This window comes from Corallococcus sp. CA041A (assembly GCF_003612075.1).
In the GTDB taxonomy this organism is placed as follows: Bacteria; Myxococcota; Myxococcia; order Myxococcales; family Myxococcaceae; genus Corallococcus; species Corallococcus exiguus.
In genome coordinates, this window is record NZ_RAWF01000009.1 from 1 (window position 1) to 23999 (window position 23999).

The 23999-nt window shown below is 68.2% G+C and carries 19 protein-coding genes; 10 read left to right on the plus strand and 9 right to left on the minus strand.

Annotation, left to right across the window (positions count from 1 at the left end):
- Window positions 1–123: 123 nt before the first annotated feature.
- Complete coding sequence (locus tag D7V77_RS02810) at window positions 124–732, minus strand: TetR/AcrR family transcriptional regulator (RefSeq protein ID WP_120574733.1); 609 nt, start codon at window positions 730–732, stop codon at window positions 124–126.
- Window positions 733–848: 116 nt separating this feature from the next.
- Here D7V77_RS02810 and D7V77_RS02815 point away from each other — a divergent pair, with 116 nt between their 5' ends.
- The gene (locus D7V77_RS02815) at window positions 849–2042 is read left to right on the plus strand and encodes a macrolide family glycosyltransferase (protein ID WP_120574734.1); all 1194 of its coding nucleotides are present in this window, start codon (window positions 849–851) and stop codon (window positions 2040–2042) included.
- Between the two features lie 89 nt (window positions 2043–2131).
- Here D7V77_RS02815 and D7V77_RS02820 read toward each other — a convergent pair whose 3' ends face one another.
- Window positions 2132–5632: an ELWxxDGT repeat protein gene (locus tag D7V77_RS02820; RefSeq protein WP_120574735.1), complete on the minus strand. Its 3501-nt coding sequence runs from the start codon at window positions 5630–5632 to the stop codon at window positions 2132–2134.
- A 111-nt stretch (window positions 5633–5743) separates the two neighbouring features.
- A complete protein-coding gene (locus D7V77_RS02825; RefSeq protein WP_120574736.1) occupies window positions 5744–6523 on the minus strand; it encodes a DUF1801 domain-containing protein in 780 nt (259 codons plus the stop codon).
- A gap of 138 nt (window positions 6524–6661) precedes the next feature.
- Here D7V77_RS02825 and D7V77_RS02830 point away from each other — a divergent pair, with 138 nt between their 5' ends.
- Window positions 6662–7030, plus strand: coding sequence for a hypothetical protein (locus D7V77_RS02830; protein ID WP_120574737.1), 369 nt, complete (start codon window positions 6662–6664; stop codon window positions 7028–7030).
- A gap of 71 nt (window positions 7031–7101) precedes the next feature.
- The gene (locus tag D7V77_RS02835; protein WP_120574738.1) at window positions 7102–7860 is read left to right on the plus strand and encodes a 2OG-Fe(II) oxygenase; all 759 of its coding nucleotides are present in this window, start codon (window positions 7102–7104) and stop codon (window positions 7858–7860) included.
- Window positions 7861–7874: 14 nt separating this feature from the next.
- On the opposite strand, the gene D7V77_RS02840 is transcribed toward D7V77_RS02835, so the two are convergent.
- Window positions 7875–9029 (minus strand): YgcG family protein, encoded by a 1155-nt coding sequence (locus D7V77_RS02840; protein WP_120574739.1) that lies wholly within the window; start codon window positions 9027–9029, stop codon window positions 7875–7877.
- A 305-nt stretch (window positions 9030–9334) separates the two neighbouring features.
- Window positions 9335–10024, minus strand: a complete 690-nt coding sequence (locus D7V77_RS02845; protein WP_120574740.1) for a lecithin retinol acyltransferase family protein — start codon at window positions 10022–10024, stop codon at window positions 9335–9337.
- Between the two features lie 530 nt (window positions 10025–10554).
- Between D7V77_RS02845 and D7V77_RS02850 the strand changes: the two genes are divergently transcribed.
- Entirely contained in the window at window positions 10555–11943 is a 1389-nt protein-coding gene (locus D7V77_RS02850; RefSeq protein WP_158624287.1) for a delta-60 repeat domain-containing protein, read from the plus strand.
- A gap of 356 nt (window positions 11944–12299) precedes the next feature.
- Here D7V77_RS02850 and D7V77_RS02860 read toward each other — a convergent pair whose 3' ends face one another.
- Window positions 12300–13430 (minus strand): hypothetical protein, encoded by a 1131-nt coding sequence (locus D7V77_RS02860; protein ID WP_120574742.1) that lies wholly within the window; start codon window positions 13428–13430, stop codon window positions 12300–12302.
- A 121-nt stretch (window positions 13431–13551) separates the two neighbouring features.
- Here D7V77_RS02860 and D7V77_RS02865 point away from each other — a divergent pair, with 121 nt between their 5' ends.
- Together D7V77_RS02865 and D7V77_RS02870 are read left to right on the plus strand one after the other, a co-directional pair.
- Window positions 13552–14487, plus strand: a complete 936-nt coding sequence (locus D7V77_RS02865) for a bestrophin family protein (RefSeq protein ID WP_120574743.1) — start codon at window positions 13552–13554, stop codon at window positions 14485–14487.
- Window positions 14488–14583: 96 nt separating this feature from the next.
- Window positions 14584–15324, plus strand: a complete 741-nt coding sequence (locus D7V77_RS02870) for an endonuclease/exonuclease/phosphatase family protein (RefSeq protein ID WP_120574744.1) — start codon at window positions 14584–14586, stop codon at window positions 15322–15324.
- A 41-nt stretch (window positions 15325–15365) separates the two neighbouring features.
- Here D7V77_RS02870 and D7V77_RS02875 read toward each other — a convergent pair whose 3' ends face one another.
- Window positions 15366–16955, minus strand: a complete 1590-nt coding sequence (locus D7V77_RS02875) for an endo alpha-1,4 polygalactosaminidase (protein ID WP_158624289.1) — start codon at window positions 16953–16955, stop codon at window positions 15366–15368.
- A gap of 148 nt (window positions 16956–17103) precedes the next feature.
- On the opposite strand from D7V77_RS02875, the gene D7V77_RS02880 reads away from it, so the two are divergent.
- The 3 genes from D7V77_RS02880 to D7V77_RS02890 all read left to right on the plus strand — a co-directional run bounded on the left by D7V77_RS02880 (window position 17104) and on the right by D7V77_RS02890 (window position 18763).
- Window positions 17104–17439 carry a metalloregulator ArsR/SmtB family transcription factor gene (locus D7V77_RS02880; protein WP_120574746.1) on the plus strand — a complete coding sequence of 112 codons (336 nt, stop codon included), beginning with the start codon at window positions 17104–17106 and terminating at the stop codon, window positions 17437–17439.
- 5 nt (window positions 17440–17444) lie between these two features.
- Window positions 17445–17933: an SRPBCC family protein gene (locus D7V77_RS02885; protein ID WP_120574747.1), complete on the plus strand. Its 489-nt coding sequence runs from the start codon at window positions 17445–17447 to the stop codon at window positions 17931–17933.
- A 146-nt stretch (window positions 17934–18079) separates the two neighbouring features.
- A complete protein-coding gene (locus tag D7V77_RS02890; RefSeq protein WP_120574748.1) occupies window positions 18080–18763 on the plus strand; it encodes a hypothetical protein in 684 nt (227 codons plus the stop codon).
- A gap of 3 nt (window positions 18764–18766) precedes the next feature.
- On the opposite strand, the gene D7V77_RS02895 is transcribed toward D7V77_RS02890, so the two are convergent.
- Window positions 18767–19678, minus strand: coding sequence for a LysR family transcriptional regulator (locus D7V77_RS02895; protein ID WP_120574749.1), 912 nt, complete (start codon window positions 19676–19678; stop codon window positions 18767–18769).
- A gap of 151 nt (window positions 19679–19829) precedes the next feature.
- Between D7V77_RS02895 and D7V77_RS02900 the strand changes: the two genes are divergently transcribed.
- Window positions 19830–20690 carry a haloalkane dehalogenase gene (locus tag D7V77_RS02900; protein ID WP_120574750.1) on the plus strand — a complete coding sequence of 287 codons (861 nt, stop codon included), beginning with the start codon at window positions 19830–19832 and terminating at the stop codon, window positions 20688–20690.
- Window positions 20691–20713: 23 nt separating this feature from the next.
- On the opposite strand, the gene D7V77_RS02905 is transcribed toward D7V77_RS02900, so the two are convergent.
- Window positions 20714–23314: a DEAD/DEAH box helicase gene (locus tag D7V77_RS02905; protein ID WP_233596654.1), complete on the minus strand. Its 2601-nt coding sequence runs from the start codon at window positions 23312–23314 to the stop codon at window positions 20714–20716.
- Window positions 23315–23999 lie beyond the last annotated feature (685 nt).

The following is a 23999-nucleotide window of genomic DNA, read 5'->3' on the forward strand; positions in this document are numbered from 1 at the left end:
CTCGGCGCTGTGGCACCGTCACTTTGAGGTGGTTGCCGCTTCGGCTCATCCACCGCTCCTCCTGCCCTCCTGCAGGGCAGCGGTGGATGCTACCTCCCTAGGCAAAGATTTACCCCGGATGGCTTAGCGTCCCTTGGGCAGGGGCCGCAGCGCGGCGATGACCAGGTCCACCACGGTGTCTGCGTACGCGCTCGTGAGGGGCGCGGTGCGAAGCAGCCACCGATGGAAGAGCGGCCCGACGAGCAGCTCCACCGCGACGTCCAGGTCCACCCCCTTCGCGACCTGGCCTGCTTGCTGTGCCGAGCGCAGCCGCTCCTGGACCGCCCTCAAGTGGGGTCGCAGCACGGCCTCCACGAACTGCTGGGCCAGCGCGGGGTCCGACTGGGACTCGGCGGTGAGCGCCCGCGAGGGCAGGTCGAAGCGCGGATCCGTGAGCTCTTGCACCGTGGCGCGCAGCACCGCCCTCAGGTCGGACTTGAGGTTGCCCGTGTCCGGCAGCGCCGCGGGCTGGTTGCCGCCGCTCAGCTCCACGAAGGCGTCCAGCACCACCGCCCCCTTGGAGGGCCACCACCGGTAGATGGTCTGCTTGCCCACCCCCGCGCGCGCCGCGATCGCCTCGACCGTCAAACGCGCATAGCCCACCTCCCCAACGAGCTCGACGGCGGCCGTGAGGATGGCCTGGCGGGAGCGCTCACTGCGGCGGGACGGTTCCGGGGTCTTCGGGTCAGCCATCGGCCGCCAGCCTACCGCAAACGAGACGGACCGTCTCGTCTTGACATCCACCCACTTCCAGCGGACCTTCTCGAAACGAGACGGTTCGTCTCGCCAACTTCCGCCAGGAGAGTGCCATGTCTCGCCGTGCCCACATCGCGATGGTCAGCATCCCCGCCCATGGCCACGTCAATCCGAGCCTGGAGCTCATCCGGGAGCTGGTGTCCCGAGGCCACCGGGTGACGTACGCCAACGACGCGGCCTTCGCCGAGCCCATCAGCCGCACGGGCGCGGAACTGCGCCCCTACCGCTCCCTGCTCCCCCGCGAAGGGGCGCCGGATACATGCTGGCCCGACGACCTGATGGGACAGCTGGACATGTTCCTGGATGACGCCATGTCCATGCTTCCGCAGCTGCGCGCGGCCTACGAGCACGACCGGCCGGATCTCTTCCTCTACGACATCGGCTGTTCCACGGCGCGAATCCTCGGAGAGAACTGGGGCATTCCCGCGGTCCAGCTCTCACCCTCCTCCGTCGCCTGGGAAGGCTACGAGCAGGACATGGCCGCAATGGTGGAGATGCTGCGCACCGAGCCGCGCGCCGTGGCGCATTACCAGCGCTACTCCGCCTGGCTGAAGGAGTGCGGCGTTGCGGAGACCGACGCCATGCTCTTCGTCGGGAAGCCTGCGCGCGGGCTGGTGCTCATCCCACGCGCGCTCCAACCCCAGGCGGACCGGGTGGACCGCAAGCGCTTTACCTTCGTGGGGCCGTGCTTCGGGGATCGCTCGGCACAGGGCTCGTGGCAGCGTCCGCCAGGCGCCCGGAAGGTGCTGCTGGTGTCGCTCGGCTCGACCTTTACCCGCCAGCCCGCTTTCTACCGCGCATGCCTCGCTGCCGTTGGAGGGCTTCCCGGCTGGCACGTCGTGCTGCAGATCGGCAAGCACGTGGCGCTGGAGGACCTGGGAACAATCCCAGACAACGTGGAGGTCCACCGCTGGGTGCCACAGCTGGCGGTGCTCGAACAGGCGGATGCGTTCATCACCCATGCGGGCATGGGCGGCTCGCAGGAAGGCCTGTACTGCGGGGTGCCCATGATTGCCGTGCCTCAGGCGACGGACCAGTTCGCCAATGCCGACCAGCTCGTCGCGCTCGGTATCGCGAGGCGGCTCGACACGGATGACGCCACGCCCGACGCGCTCCGCTCCGCGCTGCTTCAGCTCACGGAGGACCCGGCCGTCGCGACCCGGCTCGCGGCCCTTCGGATGGAGCTGCGAGCGGAGGCTGGAGCCGCGCGCGCGGCGGAGCTGCTGGAGAAGGAGTTCCGCCTGTAGATGAACCCGGGGTTCCCATGCGACCTGAGCACGGGGGCCCCGGCCGGAACGGGCCAGGGCATCCCGGGTCCGCACCACTCGAATGGCGCTCAGGAGATGGAGCGCCGCCGGGCCGCCATCGCGCCGAGGAGCCCCAGCATCCCCCAGACAGCGCTCACGGGCACACCACTGCCCGCCGCGCATCCGCACCCCGTGCCACCTGGATCCGGGATGGGCGGCACACCCGCGTCTGGCTTCGTCCCCGCGTCCGACTCCGTCCCCGCGTCCGGCGTCTGCGGGCCAGCGTCCGGCTCCGTCCCTGCGTCCACCTCCGTCCCTGCGTCCACCTCCGTCCCTGCGTCGAACTCCATCCCTGCGTCCGGCTCCGTCCCCGCATCGAAGGGGGACGGCTTCACGTTCACCGACACCTGGAAGTCGCACGTGGCGCGGTTGCCCGCGGCGTCCTCGGCGGTGACGGTGACGGGCGTCGTCCCGGGCGGAAAGGTGCTGCCCGAAGCCCGGCTGTACGTCAGGACGGGCGAGGCCGTGACGAGATCCACGGCGATGGCGGGAGGAAACTCCACGGTGTTCCCAGCCTCGTCCTCGACGGTGACGGAGACGTCCTCCGGACACGTCAGCTGGGGCGCGGTGGTGTCGCGGACGAGCACATGGAAGGTACACGTGGCCGTGAGCCCCTCCTCATCCTGCGCCGTGACCGACACCTGGGTGTCGCCTGGCGGGAAGGTGCTGCCCGACTCGGGGCTGTACGTCACCTGCGGCGGGGCGGTGTCGTCCGAGGCCCGAGCCTCCGGCAGGCTCACGTCCGCGCCCGCGACACCGGTGGCCTCGGCGGTGACATCCTCGGGGCAGGTGACGGTCGGCGGTACGGGGCCGGTCACCGCCCGCAGGGGGATGAGCCAGGGCTCCAAGCCCGTCCAGCCGTCATTCGCGGAAAGGAAGATGCGGTTGCCGCTGCGCGTGAACATGCGCGGGCGCGAAGAGCCTGGCCCCGGCGCAATGTCCGTGATTCGCACGGTGCCCGCCTCCGTCCCGTCCGTCCTCCACACCTCGACACCGGACGCGGCATCCGCGGCGGCGAACAGCAACATGCCTTCGGGTTCGAGCGCGAGAAACGACATCGGGTCTCCGGTGCCCAGCAGGCCCGGCATGGGTCCCTTGACGCGCACGGTGCCCGCCTCGGTGCCATCGCTCTTCCACAGCACGGGGGCGCCTGAAGCGTCGGTGGCGGCGAAGTAGAGCGTCCCGCCCACGCGCGTCAGCAACATGGGCCCGGTGCCGCCATAACCCGGCACCAGCTCCTTCACCTTCACCGTGCCCTCGGGCGTCCCATCGCTCGTCCACAGCTCGTTGCCAGACATGCCGTCGTTCGCGGCGAAGTAGACCCTTCCGTTCAGGCCCACGAACGATGAGGGCTTGGAGCCATAGATGCCGGGCCAGAGGTCCTTCAACTGCGCGGTCCCCTCGGGCGTGCCGTCGCTCGTCCACAGCTCGGAGCCGTAGCTGTAGTCGAACGAGCGGAAGAAGAGCCGGTTCCCCACTGCGGTGAGCTGGTAGGCATCACGGCGCGTATCCGTGGCGAGCTGCTTCACCATCCACGTCCCCGCGTCCGTCCCGTCCGTGCGCCACAGCGCGGTGTAACGGATGAAGTACAGGACGCCACCCATCTGGACCGGCTCGGGGTTGACGCCGCTGGACAGGCCGTAGGGCCAGTCCTGCACCTTCACCGTGCCCTCGGAGGTGCCGTCGCTGCGCCAGAGGTCCACGCCGGACACGCCATCATGGGCCAGGAAATAGAGCATCCCCTGGTAGACCCCGAGCACGCTGCATTCACACCCCTCCGTCCCGGGGCGGATCTCCTTCACCATCACCGTGCCGGCCGCGGAGCCGTCGCTCCTCCACAGCTCATGGCCCGTGGCGGGCGTGTAGGCGAAGAAGAGGAGCGTCTCTCCGACCCGGGTGAGCACCACCGGCAACGAGGCATTCGAGCCCGGTGACACATCCTTGACCAGCACCGTGCCCTCGGGCGTGCCGTCGCTCTTCCACAGCTCGTTGCCGTGCACGCCATCATCCGCGGAGAAGAACACCGTGCCGCCCATGTCCGCGAAGCTCTGGGGAGTAGAGCCGACCGTCGAGGGGCCCCGGTACGTCAGCCGTACGGTGCCGGCCTCGGTGCCATCACTCGTCCACAGCTCCGAGCCCACCGCTGCGTCGAAGGCGAAGAAATAAAGGCGGCCCTCCAGCATCAGCATCTTGCTGGGTCCGCTTCCCTCGGAGCCCGGGTTGATGTCCTTCACCCGCCAGGTGCCGTCGGACGTGCCATCGGTCCGCCACAGCTCGATGCCGGACACGCCGTCATTCGCGACGAAGTAGAGGACCCCGTCCAGCACCACCCGGAAGTAGGACCAGGACAAGGAGGAGTACCCCCCGGGCCAGATGTCCTTCACCAGCACCGTGCCCCCGGGCGTACCATCGGTCCTCCACAGCTCGTACCCGATCCCTTTGCCCTCGGCGATGAAGAGGGTCACCCCGTTCAGCTCGATGAAGGACTGAGGGAAGCTGTTGTCCCACTCGTTGATGTCCTTGAGCAGCCCCGTGCCCTCGGGCGTCCCGTCGCTCTTCCACAGCTCGACCCCCTCGCCCTTCAGCCCATCGCTCCCGAAGTAGTACGTCCCGCCCACGACCCCTGGATCGTAGATGAACAGGCCACCGACCCCGGGGCGCGCGTCCGTAATGAGCACCGTGCCCCCGGGCGTGCCGTCGCTCTTCCACAGCTCGTTGCCGTGCACGCCATCATCCGCGGTGAAGAAGAGCGTCCCTTTCACATCCCTCAGGTTCGTGGGCTGGGAATGTCCCTCGCCGGGCTGGATGTCCTTCACCAGGACCGTGCCTTCGGGAGTGCCGTCGCTCTTCCAGAGCTCCCAGCCGTAGCCCGGCTCGTTCGCGGAGAAGAAGAGCGTCCCGCCCGAGACGGTGGGTTCCCCGATGGTGTCATAGATGGAGCCCTCGAAGGAGCGCACGAGCACGGTGCCCGCCTCGGTGCCATCGCTCTTCCACAGTTCGCTTGTGCGGATGAAGAACAGCTGGTGGCCCACGCGGGAGAGGAAGCTCGGCCCGCCGCTGTCGGGCCCCGGGGCGATGTCCTTGACCCGCCAGGTCCCCTCCGGGGTGCCGTCACTGCGCCACAGCTCGGCGCCGGAGTGGTCGGTGGCGGAGAAGTAGAGGATGCCGTCCATTTCCACGAAGTAGGCCAGGTTCGAACTGTTGGGCCCCGGCCGGATGTCCTTCACCAGGACCGTGCCCTCGGGGGTGCCATCGCTCTTCCAGAGCTCGCCCCCGTTGCTCAGGTCGGATGCGACATAGAAGAGCGTGCGGCCCACACGCAGGCCCTCGCCCCCGCTCTTTCCGTAGGTCGTGCCGGCCGTTCCCGCGTGGATGTCGCGCAGGAGCCGGGCCTGCCCCGCCGCGAGCGCCTGGGCGCGTGAGCTCTGCTTCTGGGACACTCCAGCCCCCGGACGCCCCGCGTCCGAGCACCCTCCCAGGCCCAACCACAGGACCACCAGGAGAGCCCCCCACTTCGTCACGGCCTGCATGTGAGTCCCCTCTTCCACCACCGGCCAGCCCCCCAGGGCGGCGTCTCGGCGGTGAGGGCTTGGAGGTACAGGGTGGGTGGACGCAACGTCAATCCCCCACCCCGGTGGCCTCTACGCAACCCGGGCAAGGATGTCCGACCAGCGCTCGCGCATGGCCTCGCGGGTCTCCGCGTCCGGGAGATTCTCCATCTGCACGAGCAGGGAGGCGCCCTTCGTCTTGGGCGTCACCGTGAACTGCAACGTCGCCGGCTTCGTCCAGCCTTCCGGCTGCCAGGTCATGCGAAGGCGCCGGCCTGAAATCACCGACCGGACCTCGCCACTCACGGAAGGGGCTCCGCGGCGCTTGGGGACCGAATAGGGCGTGCCGGCTTTGGGCTTCAGCGTCGCGCCCGCTCCCAGCCAGGCGTCCGCCCCGGTCGTCAGCCACTTCCACAGCGCGGGGGCCGTCATGGGCAGCGTGCGCACCACGCCCACCTGGAAGCCCTTGGCGGGAGACTTCTTCGCGGCTGCGGGCTTCTTCGCGCTCGCGGCGATCTCCGCGAGCCGCACCTGCACCAGCTTCTTCACCAGCTTCGCCGGGAGCGGTTCGTCCGGGGGAAAGGTAACGCCGCTCTTCGACGTGGTGTAGCCCTCCAGCTCCGACTTCAGCGCCGGCACCACGCTGCCGCTGCCGGGGTAGAAGCCGCAGTTGTTCTTGAAGAACGCGAAGCCCACCACGATGTCCCCGTGCACCTTGAAGGCGGGCATCTGGTAGCTGATGGTCTCGGTGGCCTTGGGGAGCAGCTTGCGTAGCTGCGTGCGCAAGGCGCTCAGGGTCTTCTCCGCCGCTGGATCGGATACGGCCGCCAGGTAGGCGTCAATCGTCTGGGGGACGCGAGTCGTCGTCGCCATGGTCTTCGGGCCTCCGGGGCGTTTCGTCCCGGTCGATGTGGAACGAGAATCTTGGACTGGAGGGGACGCTGTGGGTGTGTGGAATATGGCAACGCCAGGCAAGGGAGCGATGCTCCACGCCCGCTCCAAAGGGGTCCCATGAAGCTCGAGCGCCACGTCGGCGGACTGTCGCTTGCGCGCAAGGTGAACTACCTGCGCGCGCGCGGCTGGCACGAGGACACGGAAGGCTGGTCGAGCGAGCGTTTCCGCCCCGTCCCCATCGCTCGCGCCCTCCATCACCAGCTCACCGACGACCTCAGCCGGGCGCTGTGTCAAATGGGCTGGCAGGTGATGGGCTACTCCCCGCGAGGCTATGTCCAGATGCGCGACGGTGAACGGGGCCAGTCCTGCTCCCTGCCCAAGGCGCTGCGCCTCCAGGCCCGGCGGGAGCGTCGGCCCGTCGCCGAGCTGACGTATGCGTTGTTCCTCGCGGCACTCCTCGAGACCGAAGGCGACGCCCCCGGGTGAGGCCGGAAGAGACGTGCGTTTCGTGCGCATGGCATCATCGGCCGCCAGCACCCCCCCGAGGAAGAGGTCCCGTGAGCGTCGCAACCGTCGATGAAGGCCCGTTGCTGGGCCCGAGCTTCTTCCTCAGCCGGACGGCGCTCCGCTCGCTCGGGTTGGCGCATCGCGACACCTACGGCGCCGCCCGGCCCCACCCGCACGTCGTCATCGACGGCTTCCTGGGAGAGCGGCTGGCGACGGAGCTGGCCGGCGTCTTTCCAGGCGCGACCGGGGCCCCCTGGCTGCGCCGTGATCATCCGGAACAGGCGGCCCGCCTGGGACAGCTTCAGCGCAAGGCCTTCGAGGGCGTGCACGGCGCGCTCCGGCACCTGCTCGCGGAGTTCTCGGGCTTGTCGTTCCTCGACTTCCTGGAGACGATCACCGGCATCAAAGGACTCATCGCGGATCCGCACTTCCGGGGCGCCGGGCTGCACCTCACGCTGCGCGGGGGCCATCTGGCGCTCCACGCCGACTTCAACCGCGATCGCATGCGTGCGCTCACACGGCGGCTCACGGTGCTGTACTACTTGAACCCGGGCTGGGAGCCCGAATGGGGCGGCGACCTGGAGCTGTGGAACGCCGACCTCTCCCGGTGCGAGGCCCGCATTGCTCCGGTCCTGGATCGGCTGGTCGTGATGGCGCACGGCGACACCCACTGGCACGGCCACCCCGCCGCGCTGGCGTGCCCTGAAGGACGGGGCCGGGCCACGGTCGCGGCCTACTTCTACACGGCGGAGGAGTCCCCGGACGCGCCGGAGGCTCACAGCGCCCTCTGGGCGACACCGCGCCCCTGAGCGGCCGGGGGTCCCTACCAGCTCCCGCTGGAGCCGCCTCCCGACGAGCGCCCGCCTCCTGACGACGAGGAGCGGGAGGAACTCGAAGAACTGGAGGAGCTCGACGACGAGGGCCGGGTACGTCGGGGCGTGGAGTGGCGCGAGGTGGACACGAAGTCGCAGTGCCCACAGCGCACCGTCACCTCCACTTCGCCACCGTGGTCGTAGGTCGCGCTCCGCAGCGTGCGCGAGGTCTGCTTGCCCGTCACGTAGCTGCACCGCTTGCAGCGCTTGAAGCCCGAGAAGAACCGGCCGTAGCGCTCGACGCTCGCGTCCTCACACGGACTGCACCACCAGACGTCGTAGTCCACGGAGCCCAGCGCCTCCTCGGACCGCTGGCCCGCGTCCAGGTGGGCATCATCCTCGGCTTCGCCCAACCGCACCCGGAGGGTGCCGCACGTCCGGCACTTGCGCGGACGACGGCGGAGCCAGGCACTGCCCGCGAGCCCCGCCGCGCCAAGCACGCCCGCGGCGCCCGCGAAGAGGCCGACGTTCGGTGAAGAGGAGGACTCCTCCGCTGTGCTCACGTGTATCTGTGGAGTGCTCAGGAACGCCTCCCGGTCCCAGTCCGTGAGCTCGACGTCGTCACTGGCGGCGCTCGGGGCGTCGGCGGCGGCGACAGGGTTGTTGAGCCGCGAGTCCTCGATGAGCTCCTTCAGGCCTTTCGCGCCCCCGCGCACGGCCTCGTTCGGGTCGCCACGCTTGAAGGCAGGCACGATCTCCTCCGCCATCACCACGTCGCTGGCCACCTGGTCGTCGGGCTCATCGACCCCATCTCCGAGGATGATCTCCGCCTTGCGGTCCGCGTACGCGATGAAGAGCAGCGCGCCGTCGTCCCTTCCGGGATGACCGATGCCCCAGTGGTTGAAGAGCTCCAGCGCGAACTCATGCGAGCGCCTGGGCGACGTGGTGTCCACCATCACCACCATGAGCTGGCCAAGCCCGCGGTCGTTCAGCGACCGGGCCATCTCGTCGACCTCCGCCCTCACGGCTGGAGTGAGGACGTGGGACGGCGTGAGGTCCACCGTCCAGGAGCCCGCGGCGGGCCGGGGCACCCTTTCCACCGTGACGCCCAGGGCCGGAGTGCCGAGGGCGCAGAACAGGACCACGAAGCCCAGCCATGCACGCATGGCGCCGAATGTAACAGATGGCGCCATGCCCCGAAGGAACGACGCCTGCGCTGAAGCGCCAACCTGCGTCAGAGAAGGCCGGCAAGGCTCGGGCCTGGGCATCGCTACTCGAAGACTCAAAGCCAGCTGCGCCGAGCAACGTCGGCTGCCATCCATGACGTCCTCGCCCCAGGTTCTGATGGTGGTGTGTGCCGACGATGGCAGCTGCGGGCGCCTCGCTCCTCAACTGTCCTGATGAGCTGGTGGCCGCACGCCCCCCTTTGCGCGCCACCAGGGTACAGGGCTCGTTCCACGCGTCTTCTCAACTACGGCAGGTAATTGGAGGCAAAGAGGGTTCTTGACACTTCAATACCAAACACCTCAATGAGGTCCGGAACCTTGACCCAGCCCAGCAACCCCATCGCCGAGGTGGAAGCTTCAATCCTGGCGCGATAGACGGGCGAATCTGATTCGCCTCCATTCACAACAACAGTCTGCCCGGAAATCGCGACTCCGGACTTACACCAGACGGCAAAGTGCTGACAATTATTACCGAGAAAGGAGTAGTCACCCAAGCCGATTTTTTCGATGGCCCTGGCACAGGTCTCTTTCCCGTTATACACCCGCCGCCCGCAGACTTTTTTGGGAAATCTCAATGTCTGAAATTCCTCGGCATCACCGAGGAATTTCGACATGTTGGTCCGCATGACTCGGTTGTCTTCAGAGGTGTCACTTTCCTCCGAGGTGAAGTGAACCGTTTCATCACCACCGATATATACGCCGTAATGCCAAAAGCCTGTTCTTCCCACCCGAAGGATCGTTCCAGGGCGGAGCTTTCGGTCGGTGCTGACCTTATCCAGGTCTCGCAGGTGTGAATCCTGAAAAACATCGGTTTTGATGGAATTGGAGAACCGCTCGTGAACAGGCGTGTCCATGAGAACATCCACGACGTCCGTTACCAATGAGACAGGTGACGTCAACAGTTCAACCAGGGTGCTGGCCCAATCCTTCGCCATGGTCTGTCCTCACGGTCTTTCAGCTGCACGATAGAGAGCAGGCACCTGGTCCTATGACCGGGTGAAGTCTGCGGGTTGGTAATGGAACTTCGCTCGGGCCTTCGGCACGGTGCATCGCCAGCGAATCCGGAGTTGCTGGCGATTGGCCCACTTCTGCCATGCCTGGCGGCTGTGGGTACTGAGCCACAGCGGAAGTAGGCGTAGTCCCGACGTGCCTCACGCCCGGAGCGGGCGGGCGATGCTGGGCGTACCCATTCCAGCAGCGGCAGCCCGCCCATCAATCTCCACCCAGCCAAGTGCCCTCCGTTGAGACCCACGGAGTCATGAACGACCCTTGAGGCGATGCGAGTGACTGGCACAGCTGGGACTGCAGGAATCATCTTGAAATCCAATTCTCAAAAGTTAATATGAATGAGCAGGCTTCACGGCCCTTGGACTGTTTTGGTGAATCCAGACAGCCATGCGAACGCCGCTCCTGCATAACCCGTAGGCGTCCCAATGGAGTGTCTATGTCGAGAGGAACCGCGTCGTTGCTGGCAACGGCAGCCTTGTCCTTGTCCACGCCAGTGACGACCGCCTTCGCCGAGACGGCGAAGGCACCGCTGACCCTCCATGCGGGCGCTCCGTCCCGTGTCGTGGACCTGAGCGCTTCCGCCGATCTCGCGGGAAGCAGCCCTTCCCTGGCCTCCTTCGTCCCGCCGGGTGACTTCGATCCATCGTTCGGCGCGGGGGGCATCGCCCTCTACGAGCTCAGCGGCGCGACGCTGGGAACCGACTCGGTCCTGGTGCAGCCAGACGATCGGATCGTGGTCACCGGCAGCTTCCGGACGAACACGGGCTGTGGCGTGTACGCCGCCCGGTACAACGCCGATGGGACGGTCGACACAACCTTCGCGGGAGGCATGGGCCTGGTGACGACGACGCTCGCCTCGGGCTTATGCAATGCCAGTTCCGCGCGTGGGGCGCTGCAACCGGATGGGAAGATTGTCATTGCGTCCACGCGAGACCAGGGGGCGGCGACGGACTTCGCCTTGGTCCGCTATACGGCCAGCGGGGCTCCCGACACGACGTTCGGTTCGGGAGGATTGGTCATCTACAATTACGTGATGTTTGACCATGCCATCGATGTGGCCATCCAGCCGGACGGCCGGATCCTCCTGGCGGGGTCTTCCTCCAACAACACCAACCTGGACTTCGTGGTGGCCCGGTTCACGAGCACGGGCGCCCTGGACAGCACGTTCGGAGTCGGAGGCCGGGCAACCTACGATTTCCCCTCGGGCCGCAACGACTCGATGACGGACATGGCCCTGCAGCCGGACGGCAAGGTATTGGCCGTAGGGCTCACCTACGCGATAGGGGCGTCGCCGGACTTTGGCCTGGTGCGATTCACCGCCTCGGGGGCGCTCGACTCGTCCTTCGGAGGTGGAGGCGCTCTGAAGATCGACGTGTTCGGGAGCACCGACCAGGCCATGGCGGTGGCGGTGCAGACCGACGGCAAGATCCTGGTCGGGGGCAATGCCTACTATCCCTCGGGAAGCCAGTACTACATGGCGCTCCTCCGGCTGAACGCGAACGGCACCGCGTTCGACTCGACCTTCAACGGCAATGGGCAGGCCTACCTCAGCTTCGGTCCTACCAACAACATCATCTCCCGGCTGGCAGTCCAGGCGGACGGGAAGATCGTCGCGGGCGGCCACACGAGCCTCACCTCTCGCGGGAACAACTACGACGCGGCCCTGCTGCGGTTCCTCCCGACGGGACCTCTGGACTCCTCCTTCGCGGGCGGCGGTGGGTTCATGTACGAGGGCTTCGTGGACAGCCATGACCTGACCGGGGGCCTCGGCTTCCAGTCGGACGGGAAGCTCATCGCGGGTGGTCTCAGCGACAAATACATCCGGCTCTCCCGTCACGGGAACTGAGCCCTGAGCCGAGGCGCCCTCCGGCCCCAGCGCTCACCAGCCCGCGTTCCGTCCAGGGGCGCGGGCTCCGCAGTCCCATCGGTGGTGGTAGCGGTAAGGCTCTACCAGGAGGGTGGGCGTCAGGGACTCCGAGACAGACGGGAAGGCAACGGACGCGCCAAGATCTCTCGTCAGTGCCTGGGGACGCGGCGCATCCCCACGCTCGACAAGCCTCTCTGCGAAACGCAGGCATGGCAGAAGTGGGCCAATCGCCAGCAACTCCGGATTCGCTGGCGATTCACCGTGCCGAAGGCCCGAGCGAAGTTCCATTACCAACCCGCAGACTTCACCCGGTCATAGGATTAGCACGGCGGCCATCACTCAATCGTGGAGTTCGTCACCCGGATGGGCGTGTCCGAGTGGTTCGAGATCTGCGGATAGGTCACGTACCAGGAGCCGCCCTTGTTGTTCTGGATGACCGAGCGGTCGATGCGAATGTCGCCCGAGTGGTCATTGGTCACGAAGAAGATGGCGCTGCCGTGCGCGTTGACCTCGTTGTGTTCGATTCGCGTGCCACAGAGCGACAGCGTCATCGTGTTGCCGTCGTTGTAGATGGCCCCGCCGCTGCCACCACCCGGCGTGCCCGGCTGGGCGGGATTGGCGCCGTTTCCGATGGCCCGGTTGTGGGAGAAGAGGCTGTTGATGATCGTCCACGACACGCCAATGCTGCTGATGCCGCCGCCGTTGGAGCCGATCCCGCCGTAGCCCTCCTTGCCGCCGAAGGTCGTGTTCACCACGTAGACAGGCCGGTCGTCGTACTGGTCGAACACCCGCAGCGCCGCGCCTCCGACGTCCGGGCCGGTGTCCGCGCACAGGTTGTTGAAGAAGCGGGAGTTGAGGACCTTCACCCGCCCACCGCGCACCCAGACCGCGCCGCCGCCGTCGTACTCCTTCTCACTCTTGGAGCTGGCGTCCACGAAGGTGAGGTTCTGGATCGTCAGCCGCGGGTGGTCCTGGTCCTGGCAGTGAGAGGTCGTCCACACCTGGGCCTGGTCGCAGGTGTTCATGTAGAGGATGCGGTGCTTGCCCGCGCCACTGAGCGTCACCAGCCCCTTGCCGTCGATGACGATCTCCGGCCCCTTGTCATTGAAGACCTTCGCCGTCCGGTCCAGCGTGATGACGACGGGCTCCGGGCCGCAGTCGAAGGTGATGACCCCACCCTTCGCCACGGCATTGACGAAGGCGTCCGAGGTACAGCTGGCCGGCGTCCCCGTCCCGACGACGGTGGTGGGCCGGGACACATCCGCGAGCCCCGCCTCGGCAGGCACGGTGCACGTCGCCTCTGCGTTCGGGTTGCCGGCCGGGGGCCCATCCTTCGGGTTGGTCAGTGGGTTGGGAACGTCCACGCCCTCTTCGTCCGAGCAGCCAGCGGCGCACACCAGCGCGACCCCCACGGTCAGGGAGCGCAACGTGGACATGGGGAACCGGTGAAGTCTCTTCGGGTGCATTCAGCCTCCAGGAGGGAGTCAGTCTAGGGCGACGGCGCACCCGGGATGAACAAGGGTCATTCCCGGCGTCACAGCGAGGACCGCTTGCGGCAGTCGGGGATTTGGGGCACGAGACGCGCCTGTGATCGTCCGTCCCCGTCCTGGCTTCTTCAAGCTCCTGTTCGTCGTGCGCGGCACCATCCTCCCGCGCGTCCTTCCTCATGTGTTGGGGGTCGCGGCGCTCGCCACGTTGGTCGTCCTGACGCTCAAGCAGGGCTACATCCGGCTTCCCATCACCTCGCCCGCACCGCTGTCGCTGCTCGGCATCGCGCTCTCCATCTTCCTCGGCTTCCGCAACAACGCCTGTTACGACCGGTGGTGGGAGGGACGGAAGCAGTGGGGCGCGCTCATCATCGAGGTGCGCGCCTTCACCCACGCGACCATCGCGCTGCTGGACGACGGACGCGCCGAGCTGCCTGTCGTGGGACGGCAGGCGGCACGAAGACTGGTGCACCGCACCATCGCCTTCCCCTATGCGCTCGCCGCGCACCTTCGCTCGCAAGACGCCGGAGAGGCCATTGGCCGCCACCTGGAGGAGCCCGAGCGTTCGCGCGTCCTGGGCAGCGGCAACCGCCCGAATGCCCTCCTGCGCGAGCACCAGTTGGAGCTGGCCCGCCTGCTCCGTGAGGACCGCCTCACCGACATCACCTGGGCCGCCTTGAACGAACGGGTGCACTCCATGATGAGCATCTTCACCGCCTGCGAGCGCATCCGCCTCACGCCCCTGCCCTTCGCCTACACGGTGCTCCTGCACCGCACGGCCTACCTCTTCTGTCTGCTGCTGCCCTTCGGCCTCGCTGAGTCGATGGGTTGGTTCGCGCCGGTGCTCACAGCCATGATCGCCTACACGTTCTTCGGCCTGGACCTCCTGAGCGAGGAGCTGGAGGAGCCCTTCGGAGAAGCTCCCAACGATTTGCCCCTGCTCGCGATGTCCCGCACGGCGGAGATCAACATGCTGGAATCGCTGGGAGAGCCCCAGCCGGAGCCGCTGCGCCCCAAGGACTTCGTCCTCGGCTGACGGAAACATTTTTCGCGGTATTTTCAGCGAATACTGCTTTGGCTAGCTTCCCACGGAAGCGCCAGGAATGACCCTGGCGCGCATTCCGAGGGAACCATGCTCAAGCTCTTGTCGTCGGCCGTCCTCAGCCTGCTGCTGTCGCTGGGGCTCGTGCCCGCTCCATCCGAGGAGCCAGCACCGGCGGCGCTCGCCGCCACGACGACCACGGTCGCGACGCACAACACGTGGCACGGGCAGGCGAACACGAGGCCGCTCGCGGACATCATCGGCTGGCAGGAGGTGGACTCCGCGGAGGGCCACTCCAAGCTCGATGCGATGGATGCCTACGCCCACTTCCGGCCCGGTGACGGCCGGCTGGACGCGCGCAATTCCATCGCCATCTCCTGGCGCAAGAACAAGTTCGAGAAGACGGGCGACGGCTCCCGACTCACGCACGGCGGTGAGGCCAACGTGACGCCGTCGCGCTTCGTGAACTGGGTCGTGCTGAAGAACCTGGCGACCGGCGAGAAGCTGGCGTTCATCAACACCCACTACATCTCCGGCGCCTGGAACGGCGATCACCCGGAGCGTCAGGACCGCTGGCGGACGCACAACACCGTGGTGCGCGAGGTCGTCGCGGAGCTGCGCGGCCGGGGGCTGCCCGTCGTCCTGGTGGGGGACTTCAACCGCGCGCTGTCGCAGGACATCCCCGGGATGAACCACCTGAACACGGCGGGCGTCAGCGGCGTGCCCATTGATCAGATCTACGTCAGCGTGGGCATCGGCACCGGTCCCGCCGAGCGCCTGGAGAAGTACGGCTCCGACCACTTCGCCTACACCGCGACCGTCCAGTACTGAGGAGAAGGCCGGGGCGGGAGGACCGCCCCGGCCCGCCCGCGCTACCAGCAGGTGAACTGGAGGTTGTCGTACCGGACCGACGCGGTGCTGAAGACCAGGGTGCGCATGTCACCCTGGGCGAGGCCGCTCTCACCGCAGGCGCAGGTCGCCCCGGTGCCCGTGCACGACGTCCAGTTGGTGATGTCACCGCCCGAGTCCTTGCGGTACTCGGCGTTGAAGACCGCCTTGTTCTTGTTCGTGAACCAGGTCTTGTACGCGCCGCACTCGTTGAACCTCTGGCACTCCTCGTTGATGGCGAAGTCGAAGGAGTCCGCGAGCGCGGGGACCTGGTCCACGTCATTCTTGAGCGCGATGCCCAGGCACAGGGAGTGGGCGGTGGTGGCCAGCCAGCGGTTGTAGTCGAGCTGGTTCGCCGCCGTCAGGCCCCAGCAGGCCTGGTCGGTGCAGCTGATTTCATCGTCGTGCGAATATCCGTCGATGTTGTCCGGCTCCACCGCGTCGCAGCCCTTGTTCTTCGCCAGCTGCATGCGCGACGTCATCACCGTCCGCACCGCCTGCTTGCGGTGGTCCAACCACCACTCACAGCCGCCACCGGCCGTGCACCAGTCGCCCATGATGTGCACGGACTGCGCGCAGTTCTCCCCGGGGGTGCAGTACGTGTCCTGCGGGAACTGGTTCGCGTCTTCCCGCCAGTCCTCATAGGAGCCCGCGCTGAAGTAGCAGACCACCTTCTTGCCGGCGGTCTTGTACTCCTGGATCTTCGCGGTGCTCGTATTGAAGAGGTCCACGACGTAGACCTGGGCGTTGAGGTTGGTGGGAATGGCGTTGTGCTCCAGGTCCCACATCCAGGTGGTGCCCTTGGGGAAGGCCGCCACCGTGCAGGAGGAAGCCTCACCACAGACGTTCGGAGTGCCGCCACCGCCGCACGTCTGAGGACTCTGGCAGGCGCCACAGCTCGCGACCGTGCGGGCCTGTCCACAGTTGTCGGTGCCGCTCGCCTGACCGCAGCTCGTGCCCTGCCGCGCGCAGAAGGCCGCGTCCGTTTCAGCGGTGCACGTCGTGGAGATGTCCCACGCCACCTGGAGCCGGAGGCTGTCCAGCTGCGCCGCGTCCGTCCCCGCGCCCTTGATGATGCGCGCGCGGATCTCCCCGGTGCTCGACACGAAGTTCGACGCGACCTCGGTGGTGGGGAGCGCGAGCGTCAGGGCCGGCGTCCACACCCAGTCACCGCGCCCCTGTGAGTTGGCGATGCTGACCCAGCTGGAGGTGGAGAACCTGTACAGCTGCCACTGGTAGTAGGACGCGGCGACGCCGGGCCCCTGGTACTTCGTCAGCAGGCTGAGCTGGGTGACCTGGGCCGGAGTGGGCGCGGCCTGGGTGAGGCTGGAGAGATTGAAGGACAGAGAGCCCGTGTAGCTGGGGCTGAACTCGATGTACTGCGCATAGCAGTCCGCGTACGCGCCCACCGTGCAGTTCGCGCTGTTCGTCTTGAGCACGGCCATGCCGCCGCTCTTGCCCGACGCGTCCGTGTTCGCCTGCGTGCTCGCGGAAGCGAAGTCGATGACCTCCGAGCCCGGCAGCGCCTGCTGTTGAGCCTCCGGCTCCCGCACGTCGTCCGCCTCCAATGGCATGCATCCAGGTGTCAGCAAGGCAAGGCAGGGGAACAGCCAGGCACTCCAGTTCGACATTGCGCCTCCAGGGGTTTGGGCCCGGCTATCACAAAAGGCCACTTCATCACTTAGCTCTTGCACTAAGTGTCTGAAGACGTTACTTAGCCTCGTGGAAAAGCATCCGGAAACGCTGAATGGAATTTTCCAGGCGCTCGCGGATCCGACCCGCCGGGCGGTGATTGCGCGTCTGGGAAAGGGCCCCGCCAGCATCAGCGACCTGGCGAAGCCCTTCGACATGGCCTTGCCGTCCTTCATGAAGCACATCCACTTCCTGGAGGGCAGCGGGCTCATCCGCACGCACAAGGAAGGGCGTGTGCGGACGTGCGCACTGGAGAAGAAGTCCTTCGCCGCCGTGGAGTCGTGGCTGTCCGCTCAGCGGGCCCTCTGGGAAGCCCGCACGGACCGGCTCGAGCAGTTCGTCACCGCCGCATCACCCAAGGAGTGAGTCGAATGTCCCCTGCCCTGAATCCCGAGCTCGACCTGAGCATCTCGCGCATCATCAAGGCGCCGCGCGCTGTCGTCTGGAAGGCCTGGACGGACCCTGCCAGCTTCGAGCAGTGGTGGGTGCCCGCGCCGTCGCGGTGCAAGGTGTTGGAGATGGACCTGCGGCCCGGCGGCGCGCTGGTGACGCACTTCAGCGAGACGGCCACCAGCGACTTCGGGCCTCACCTCAGCGCGTGCTTCCTCGCCGTCGACTCGCTCGAGCGCATCGTGTTCACGAACGTGATGGTCGCCGGCTGGCGGCCCGCGGACGTGTCCGGCATGCCGCTCATGACCGCCATCATCACGCTGAAGGATCATCCGCAGGGCACCGACTACAACGCCCACGTGATGCACAAGAACAGCGCGGACAGAAACATGCACCATGACCTGGGCTTCCACGAAGGCTGGGGCACCGTCACGGCGCAGCTCGCGGCGATCGCCGAACGGCGCGTGTGACACCTGTGTCCGGCATCCGCGGGCGCGAGCTCTGACAACCTTGTCGTGCGCGGGCGCGAAGGCACTCTGAGCGGGCCTCAGCCACGCGGGTGGAACGACCCTTGCTCCAGCAAGGGCCCGTCCCCACTCGCAGCAGGAGGCATGCGTTGAACAAGGCGATGCTGATTCCGGTGCTCCTTCTCCTCACCGCGACCCAGGCCCAGGCCGTGGAGCCGCCGGGGCCGCGGTCCTCCGTGGGAGAGCGGCCCGCGCACGCGCTCTGGATCTCGCCGCTGGTGACGGGTTCCCTCCTGCTGACGGGGCCACTCGTGGGCGGCACGCTCCACGTGGCGCTCCCTGTCGGCACGAACCTCCAGCTGTCGGACCAGACCGACCTGGTCATTGAAGTCACGCCCCGGTACGCGCGCCGCCGCTGCACGGATGACATCGGCAACTGCGGCACGGGCCGGGCGCTCACGGTCTCCACGGGCGTGGCCTGGACGCCGTGGCCCCGCGCACGGGGCGACGGCTTCTTCCTCCAGCCCAAGCTGAGCGGCATGGTGAGCAACGAGAAGGACCGGCCCGACGCCGACAAGGGGCAGCCCGCCAATCGAAGCACGACGGGAGGCCAGCTCACCCTGGGCCTGGACCTGGGCTACCGGAAGACGTTCGCACGCACGAACTTCTATCTCGCCGCGGTGTTCGGCGCGGCCGTGGGCTACAGCTGGAACCAGCAGCGCAAGGAGCTGGACCTCGGCGGCCAGTACAGCCTGCCGTGGGGTGATACGCGCAGGAACGGGCGCATCGTGGACATCAACATGGACATCCTGCGGGTGGGCTTCAGCTTCTGATGCTCACGCGTCCAGGACCGCACGCCGGACCAACTGGCGGAAGTACCGCGCCGCCGGGTCCGCATGCGTGCGGTCGTGCCAGCACAGGGCCATCTTGACGGTGTGCGCGGGGACCGGCGCGTTGACGCAGCGAACGCCCAGGCGAGTTCCCTGCGCCGCGACGAGTGACTCCGGCAACGTCGCGACGAGGTCGGTCGCGGCCGCGATCGCCGCCGCCGTCAGGAACGAGGGCACCGTCATGGCGACCTCGCGGCGGATGCCCGCGCGTGCGTACGCGGCGCCAACGAGGTCCCGGAAGCCCTTACCAGGGACCATCTCCACGCCCACGTGACGGAGCGCGCCGAGCGCACGCGCGGACAGACGCTTCGCGAGCCCGGGGTGGTCGTCGCGGGCCACGAGGACGGTGCGTTCGTCCAGCAGCGGTTCGACGTGCAGGCCCGCGCCCCGTCCGGCGAGGCCGATGTGCAGGTCGACCTGTGACGAGGTCAGGTCCCCGAGCGCCACGAGCGAAGCGATGCCGACCACGGCGAGGCGTGCGTTCGGCATCTCTCCAGCCATCCGGGCGGCGATTCGCGGTCCCCATGTGACCTGCCCCGCATCGGCGACGGCGAGCGTGAAGGTGCGCGTGCAGCGGGCCGGCTCGAAGGGGGCCTCTTGCAGCCCGGACTCCAGTTCGCGCAGGCCTCGGGCGATGGCGGGGGCCAGCGCGAGCGCGCGGGGCGTGGGGACGATGCCACGGCCCTTGCGCGTGACCAGCGGGTCGCCCAACGCGGACCTGAGGCGCGCCAGGCTGTTGCTGATGGCGGAGGGCGTGACGTGGAGCCGCTCGGCCGCGCGCACCACGCTGCGCTCGGTGAGGACGGTGTGGAGCACCAGGAGGAGGTTGAGGTCGAGTGCGGCGGTCGAAATGCTCACGGTTGGTGAGCCTAGACCTCACGAACCATCACTACCAGGGAGGTGTCCCCTTCCCCATCATGGGTGCATGCACAGACTGCTCGGCTGTCTCGTCGCGGGCGTGCTCATCGCATGCCACACCTCTCCGCAGCTTCCTTCCCGGAGCACGCCCATGCCCATGGTTCACCAGGTCCAGGTCCTGGATTCGTTCATCTCCTACCGCGAGGCCGGGACGGGCTCGCCCATCGTGTTCCTTCACGGCAACCCCACGTCCTCACACGTGTGGCGGAACGTCATTCCGCCGCTCGCCGGCCGGGGCCGTTGCCTCGCGCCCGACCTCATCGGCATGGGGGATTCGGGCAAGCCGGACATCCCCTACCGGTTCGCGGACCACGCGAGGTACCTCGATGCGTGGTTCGACGCGCTCGACCTGCGGGACGTGGTGCTCGTCGGCTACGACTGGGGCGGTGTGCTGGCCCTGGATTGGGCGCGGCGGCATCCGGACCGCGTGCGGGGCGTAGCCGTGTTCGAGACGTTCCTCCGCCCCATGCGCTGGAGCGACTGGCCTCCCCAGGGCGAGCAGCTGTTCCGCGCCCTGCGCACGCCAGGGGTCGGTGAGCAGCTCGTGCTCGAACAGAACGCGTTCCTCGAGAAGTCCTTCGCGAATGGGGTCCAGCGTGGCCTCGCGGAGGGTGATCGGGCCGTCTACCAGGCCCCCTATCCAGACGCGGCGTCGCGGCGCCCGGTGCTGCAGTGGCCTCGGGAGATTCCAATCGATGGTGAGCCCGCCGACGTCGCCGCGGTCATCGAACGCTATGACGCGTGGCTCGCGCAGCCGTCCGTGAAGCCGGTGCTCCTGCTGACGTTCGGCGACACGGGGCTCAACGCTCCGAGCATCATCGAGTGGGCACGAGCCAATCTCCGGTCCCTCGAAATCGTCCCACTCCGTCGCGCGGGGCACCATGCGCCGGAAGACGCGCCGGAGGACATCGTGCGCGCACTCCAGGCCTGGATGGACCGCTCCGCGTGGTGAGCAACCCGGGCCCGTGCGCCAGGTCAGCGCCTCCGCCTGCCGCCTCCCCGCCTTCCTCCGTACGTTGAGCCCTTGCCATGATGATGGCCCCGGTTGCCCCCACGCTCCGGGTCCTGCACCTGGGGCCGACGCTCGCGGGTGGCCTCGGCGATTTCGTCTGGCATCCAGGGTCGGTCAAGCAGCTCCTGGAGCTCCAGAAGCGAGCGGGCCTGGAGCACACCCCGCCGGCCACGAGCCACGCTGAAGCGCCGGGAGCGGTCGAGCACCGGCAGCTCCTCTTCCACCAGGGTGCGGGCGAGCTTCTCCGGCAGGTGCAGCCGCACCACGCCCCGCAGGGCCCCGTCCGACAGCTCCTCCACGTCGTACTCCAGCGGCACCGCCTGCTCGCGGACCTCCACGTTGTCCGGGAGCGCCAGGAGTGCCCGGCGCGTCGCGGGCGGCACGAGCGCGTCCAGGTCCAGCCGCAGCGGGCGCTCCCGGAAGTCATCGAGCGTGTCCACGCCATCGAGCTGCGCCTCGTAGAGCGCGGTGAGCTCCGGGAACCCGAGCGGCGCGGTCATTCCTCCCGAGCGCCGCCACAGCTCGCGCACCTCGGCGATGGCGACCCGGTGCCGGTCCACCGCGGGATGCGGCGCCTCGCCCCGCGCCAGTGCCTCCGCGAGCGCGTGCCGGGCCGCCGTGGCCAGCTCCGGCCCCCAGGCGCGCAGCACGTCCACTTCCTGCTCCAGCGTGAAGCCGAAGTAGTCCAGCCGCTTGACGAGCACGACCGAGCGGAAGCGCACGTCATACACGGGCGCCACCGCGTGACGTTGGGCGTAGCGGCGCAGCAGCGACTGGGGCAGCTGGGTGCCTTCGATGGCGCCCTGCGACTCGCCGTTGCGGTCGGCGAAGTAGCGCAGCGTGCCCGCCACCGCGCCCAGGTTGCCGCACACGCTCGTCTTCGACACGCGTGTGAGCTCACCCCAGGCCGTGCGCTCGTCGATGACCAGGTCGAAGGGCATGAAGCGCGCGAGCAGGTCGCAGAAGCGATGGTGGATGCTGGGGCTCGCGAAGGGCATGCGCGCGGGCAACGCCAGCCCCACGCTCCGGTACACGCTCGCCATCGCGAGCGCCGCGTCCTCCAGGGCCTTCACCAGCACGCCTCTCCCCTCCGCCCACGCCGCGAGCTTCTCCGGGTCGAAGACGTGGCGCGGCAGCCCCTGCACCTCCCCCACCGTGCCCGCCACCCGGAAGGCCTCGGCGTACAGGTTGTACGCGGTCAGGTGGTCACTGCCCTGCACGAGCACCTCTTCCAGATTCCGCTCCTCGCGCGTCATCCGGTGCAGGGACTCCACCGCGCTGCACACCGCGAGGAACGGCAGCAGCGCGTCCTCCGCGTTGACGATGAGCTCCGCCCACGGACGCTCCACGGGCAGGGCCTCCACCGCCCGGCCATAGGCGGACAATCGCCCGTCCGCGTCCACGATGCCGCGCGCCTCCAGCTTCGCGAGCGCCCTCCGATAGGCGGCGCGGTCCAACGGCACGGGCAGGTCCAGCTCATCCGCCCGCACGCCCAGCGCCGCCGCGGTGAGCGCCACCCGCTCCGGCTCGCCCGCGAGCTGGAACTCAGGCTCGGTGGGCCGCAGCGAGGCGAAGTGGATCAGCCGGTCGCTGAGGATGAAGACACGCCCGCCCGCCACGCGCCCGTGCACGCGCCCAGCCATCTGCAGCAGCTCGTTGTTGCCCAGGTGCACGCGGGTGAGCACGTTGCGGCCGCCCTCCACCACGTTCGTGAAGCGCAGGTCGTCGATGACGACGGTGTCGAGGCCCGGCACGTTGAGCGCGCTCTGCCCCGCCGCCGTCATCGTGAGCACGAACGGCCGGGGCGCCGTGCCCTCCAGGAAGGGGCGGATGGCGCGCAGCGGCTCGCCGCCGTGGTAGTGCGCCGCATGGACATCGGATGAGCGGGCGCGCACGTGGGCCGCCGCCTCCTCCACTCCGGCGCGCGTGGCCAGGAACACGCCTACGCCGCGCCCCTGCCGCTGCACGTCCTGGAGGAAGGCGTCGTCGAGGAAGGACAGCGGCTTGCGGCGCTCGACCTCCACCTGGGCCGCCTTGCCCGGGTCGAAGGTGGACACCTGGAGCACGTCCGCGCTGTCCAGGTAGCGCGCGTAGAAGGCCGGGTCCACCGTGGCGGACAGCCAGATGAAGCGGCAGCCCACGCGCTTGCCCAGGGCCAGGCACAGCTCCAGCTCCGCGGAGGTCTGGTGGATCTCATCCACGATGAGCGTGTCCTCACGCCGGATGGCGCCGCCCTGGAACCAGCGCCGCGCGATGCCGGTGGTGACGATGGCTACGTCCGCGAGCGGCGTCTCCGCGGTGGCCTCCCGCTCGCGGTTGACCACCGCCACCCGAAGGGGCCGCCGGCCCGTGAGCTCCTCCGCGATGGGGCGGATGGCGAGCGTCTTGCCCGTGCCGGTGCCCGCGACAATGCCGAACCCCTGCCCGCTCCGAGCCAGCGCGAGGAGGCGCTCACCGTGGTGCTCTTCCAGGTACGTGCGCAGCTCCAGCCCGAGCGCCAGCTCGATGGTCTCGCACGCGGCGCGCGTGGGCGCGATGATCACCACCCGCCCGCGAGGGAGCATCGTGGAGGAGGAAGCATCAGCGGGAGGTGGCAGGTAACGGTCGGTGGGCGTGCGCACGAAGGCCAGTGATACGCACGGGAGGTGTCCCGGGGAAGCGTTAGATGCGTCCGGGACCGGTCAGAAGGAGGCAGGCAGCCGCGCACGCCAGGGCTTCAGGCATCACACGGACGCCTGGCCCCATGGCAATGCCCTCAACCCACATGAGAGCCCAGGACGCGAATCGCGCGTCCCCGGCGCGTCAGGGTCAGCGGCTCATGTCGCCTCCACCCGAGCCCGAGCCACCCGAGCCCGAGCCACCCGAGCCCGAGCCGCCTGAGCTCGAACCACTCCCACCGGGCCCACAATCACCCGAGCTGCCAGTGCTTGAGCCGCCGCTCGTACCACCTCCGCTAGACGTACCGCCGGTGGTGGAGCTGCCGCCCGTGCTGGAACCACCCGTCCCCTGGTTCGTCCCTGCACCTGATCCGCCAACGTCGCCAGAGCCCGTCTCGGCTCCCTCCGTTTCCTTGGAGCTTCCGACGTTCGTCCTGCCTCCGATTCCTGGCTCCATCGTTCCGGAGCCACCCGTGCCGATCCCCTCACTTTTCGTGGTCTTGCACCCCGCGCCAACGAGCAGCGCCGACACGAGCGTTCCCAGCAGTACCGCCTTGAATGCCTTCATTGCATGCACCTCCCTCACCGGCCC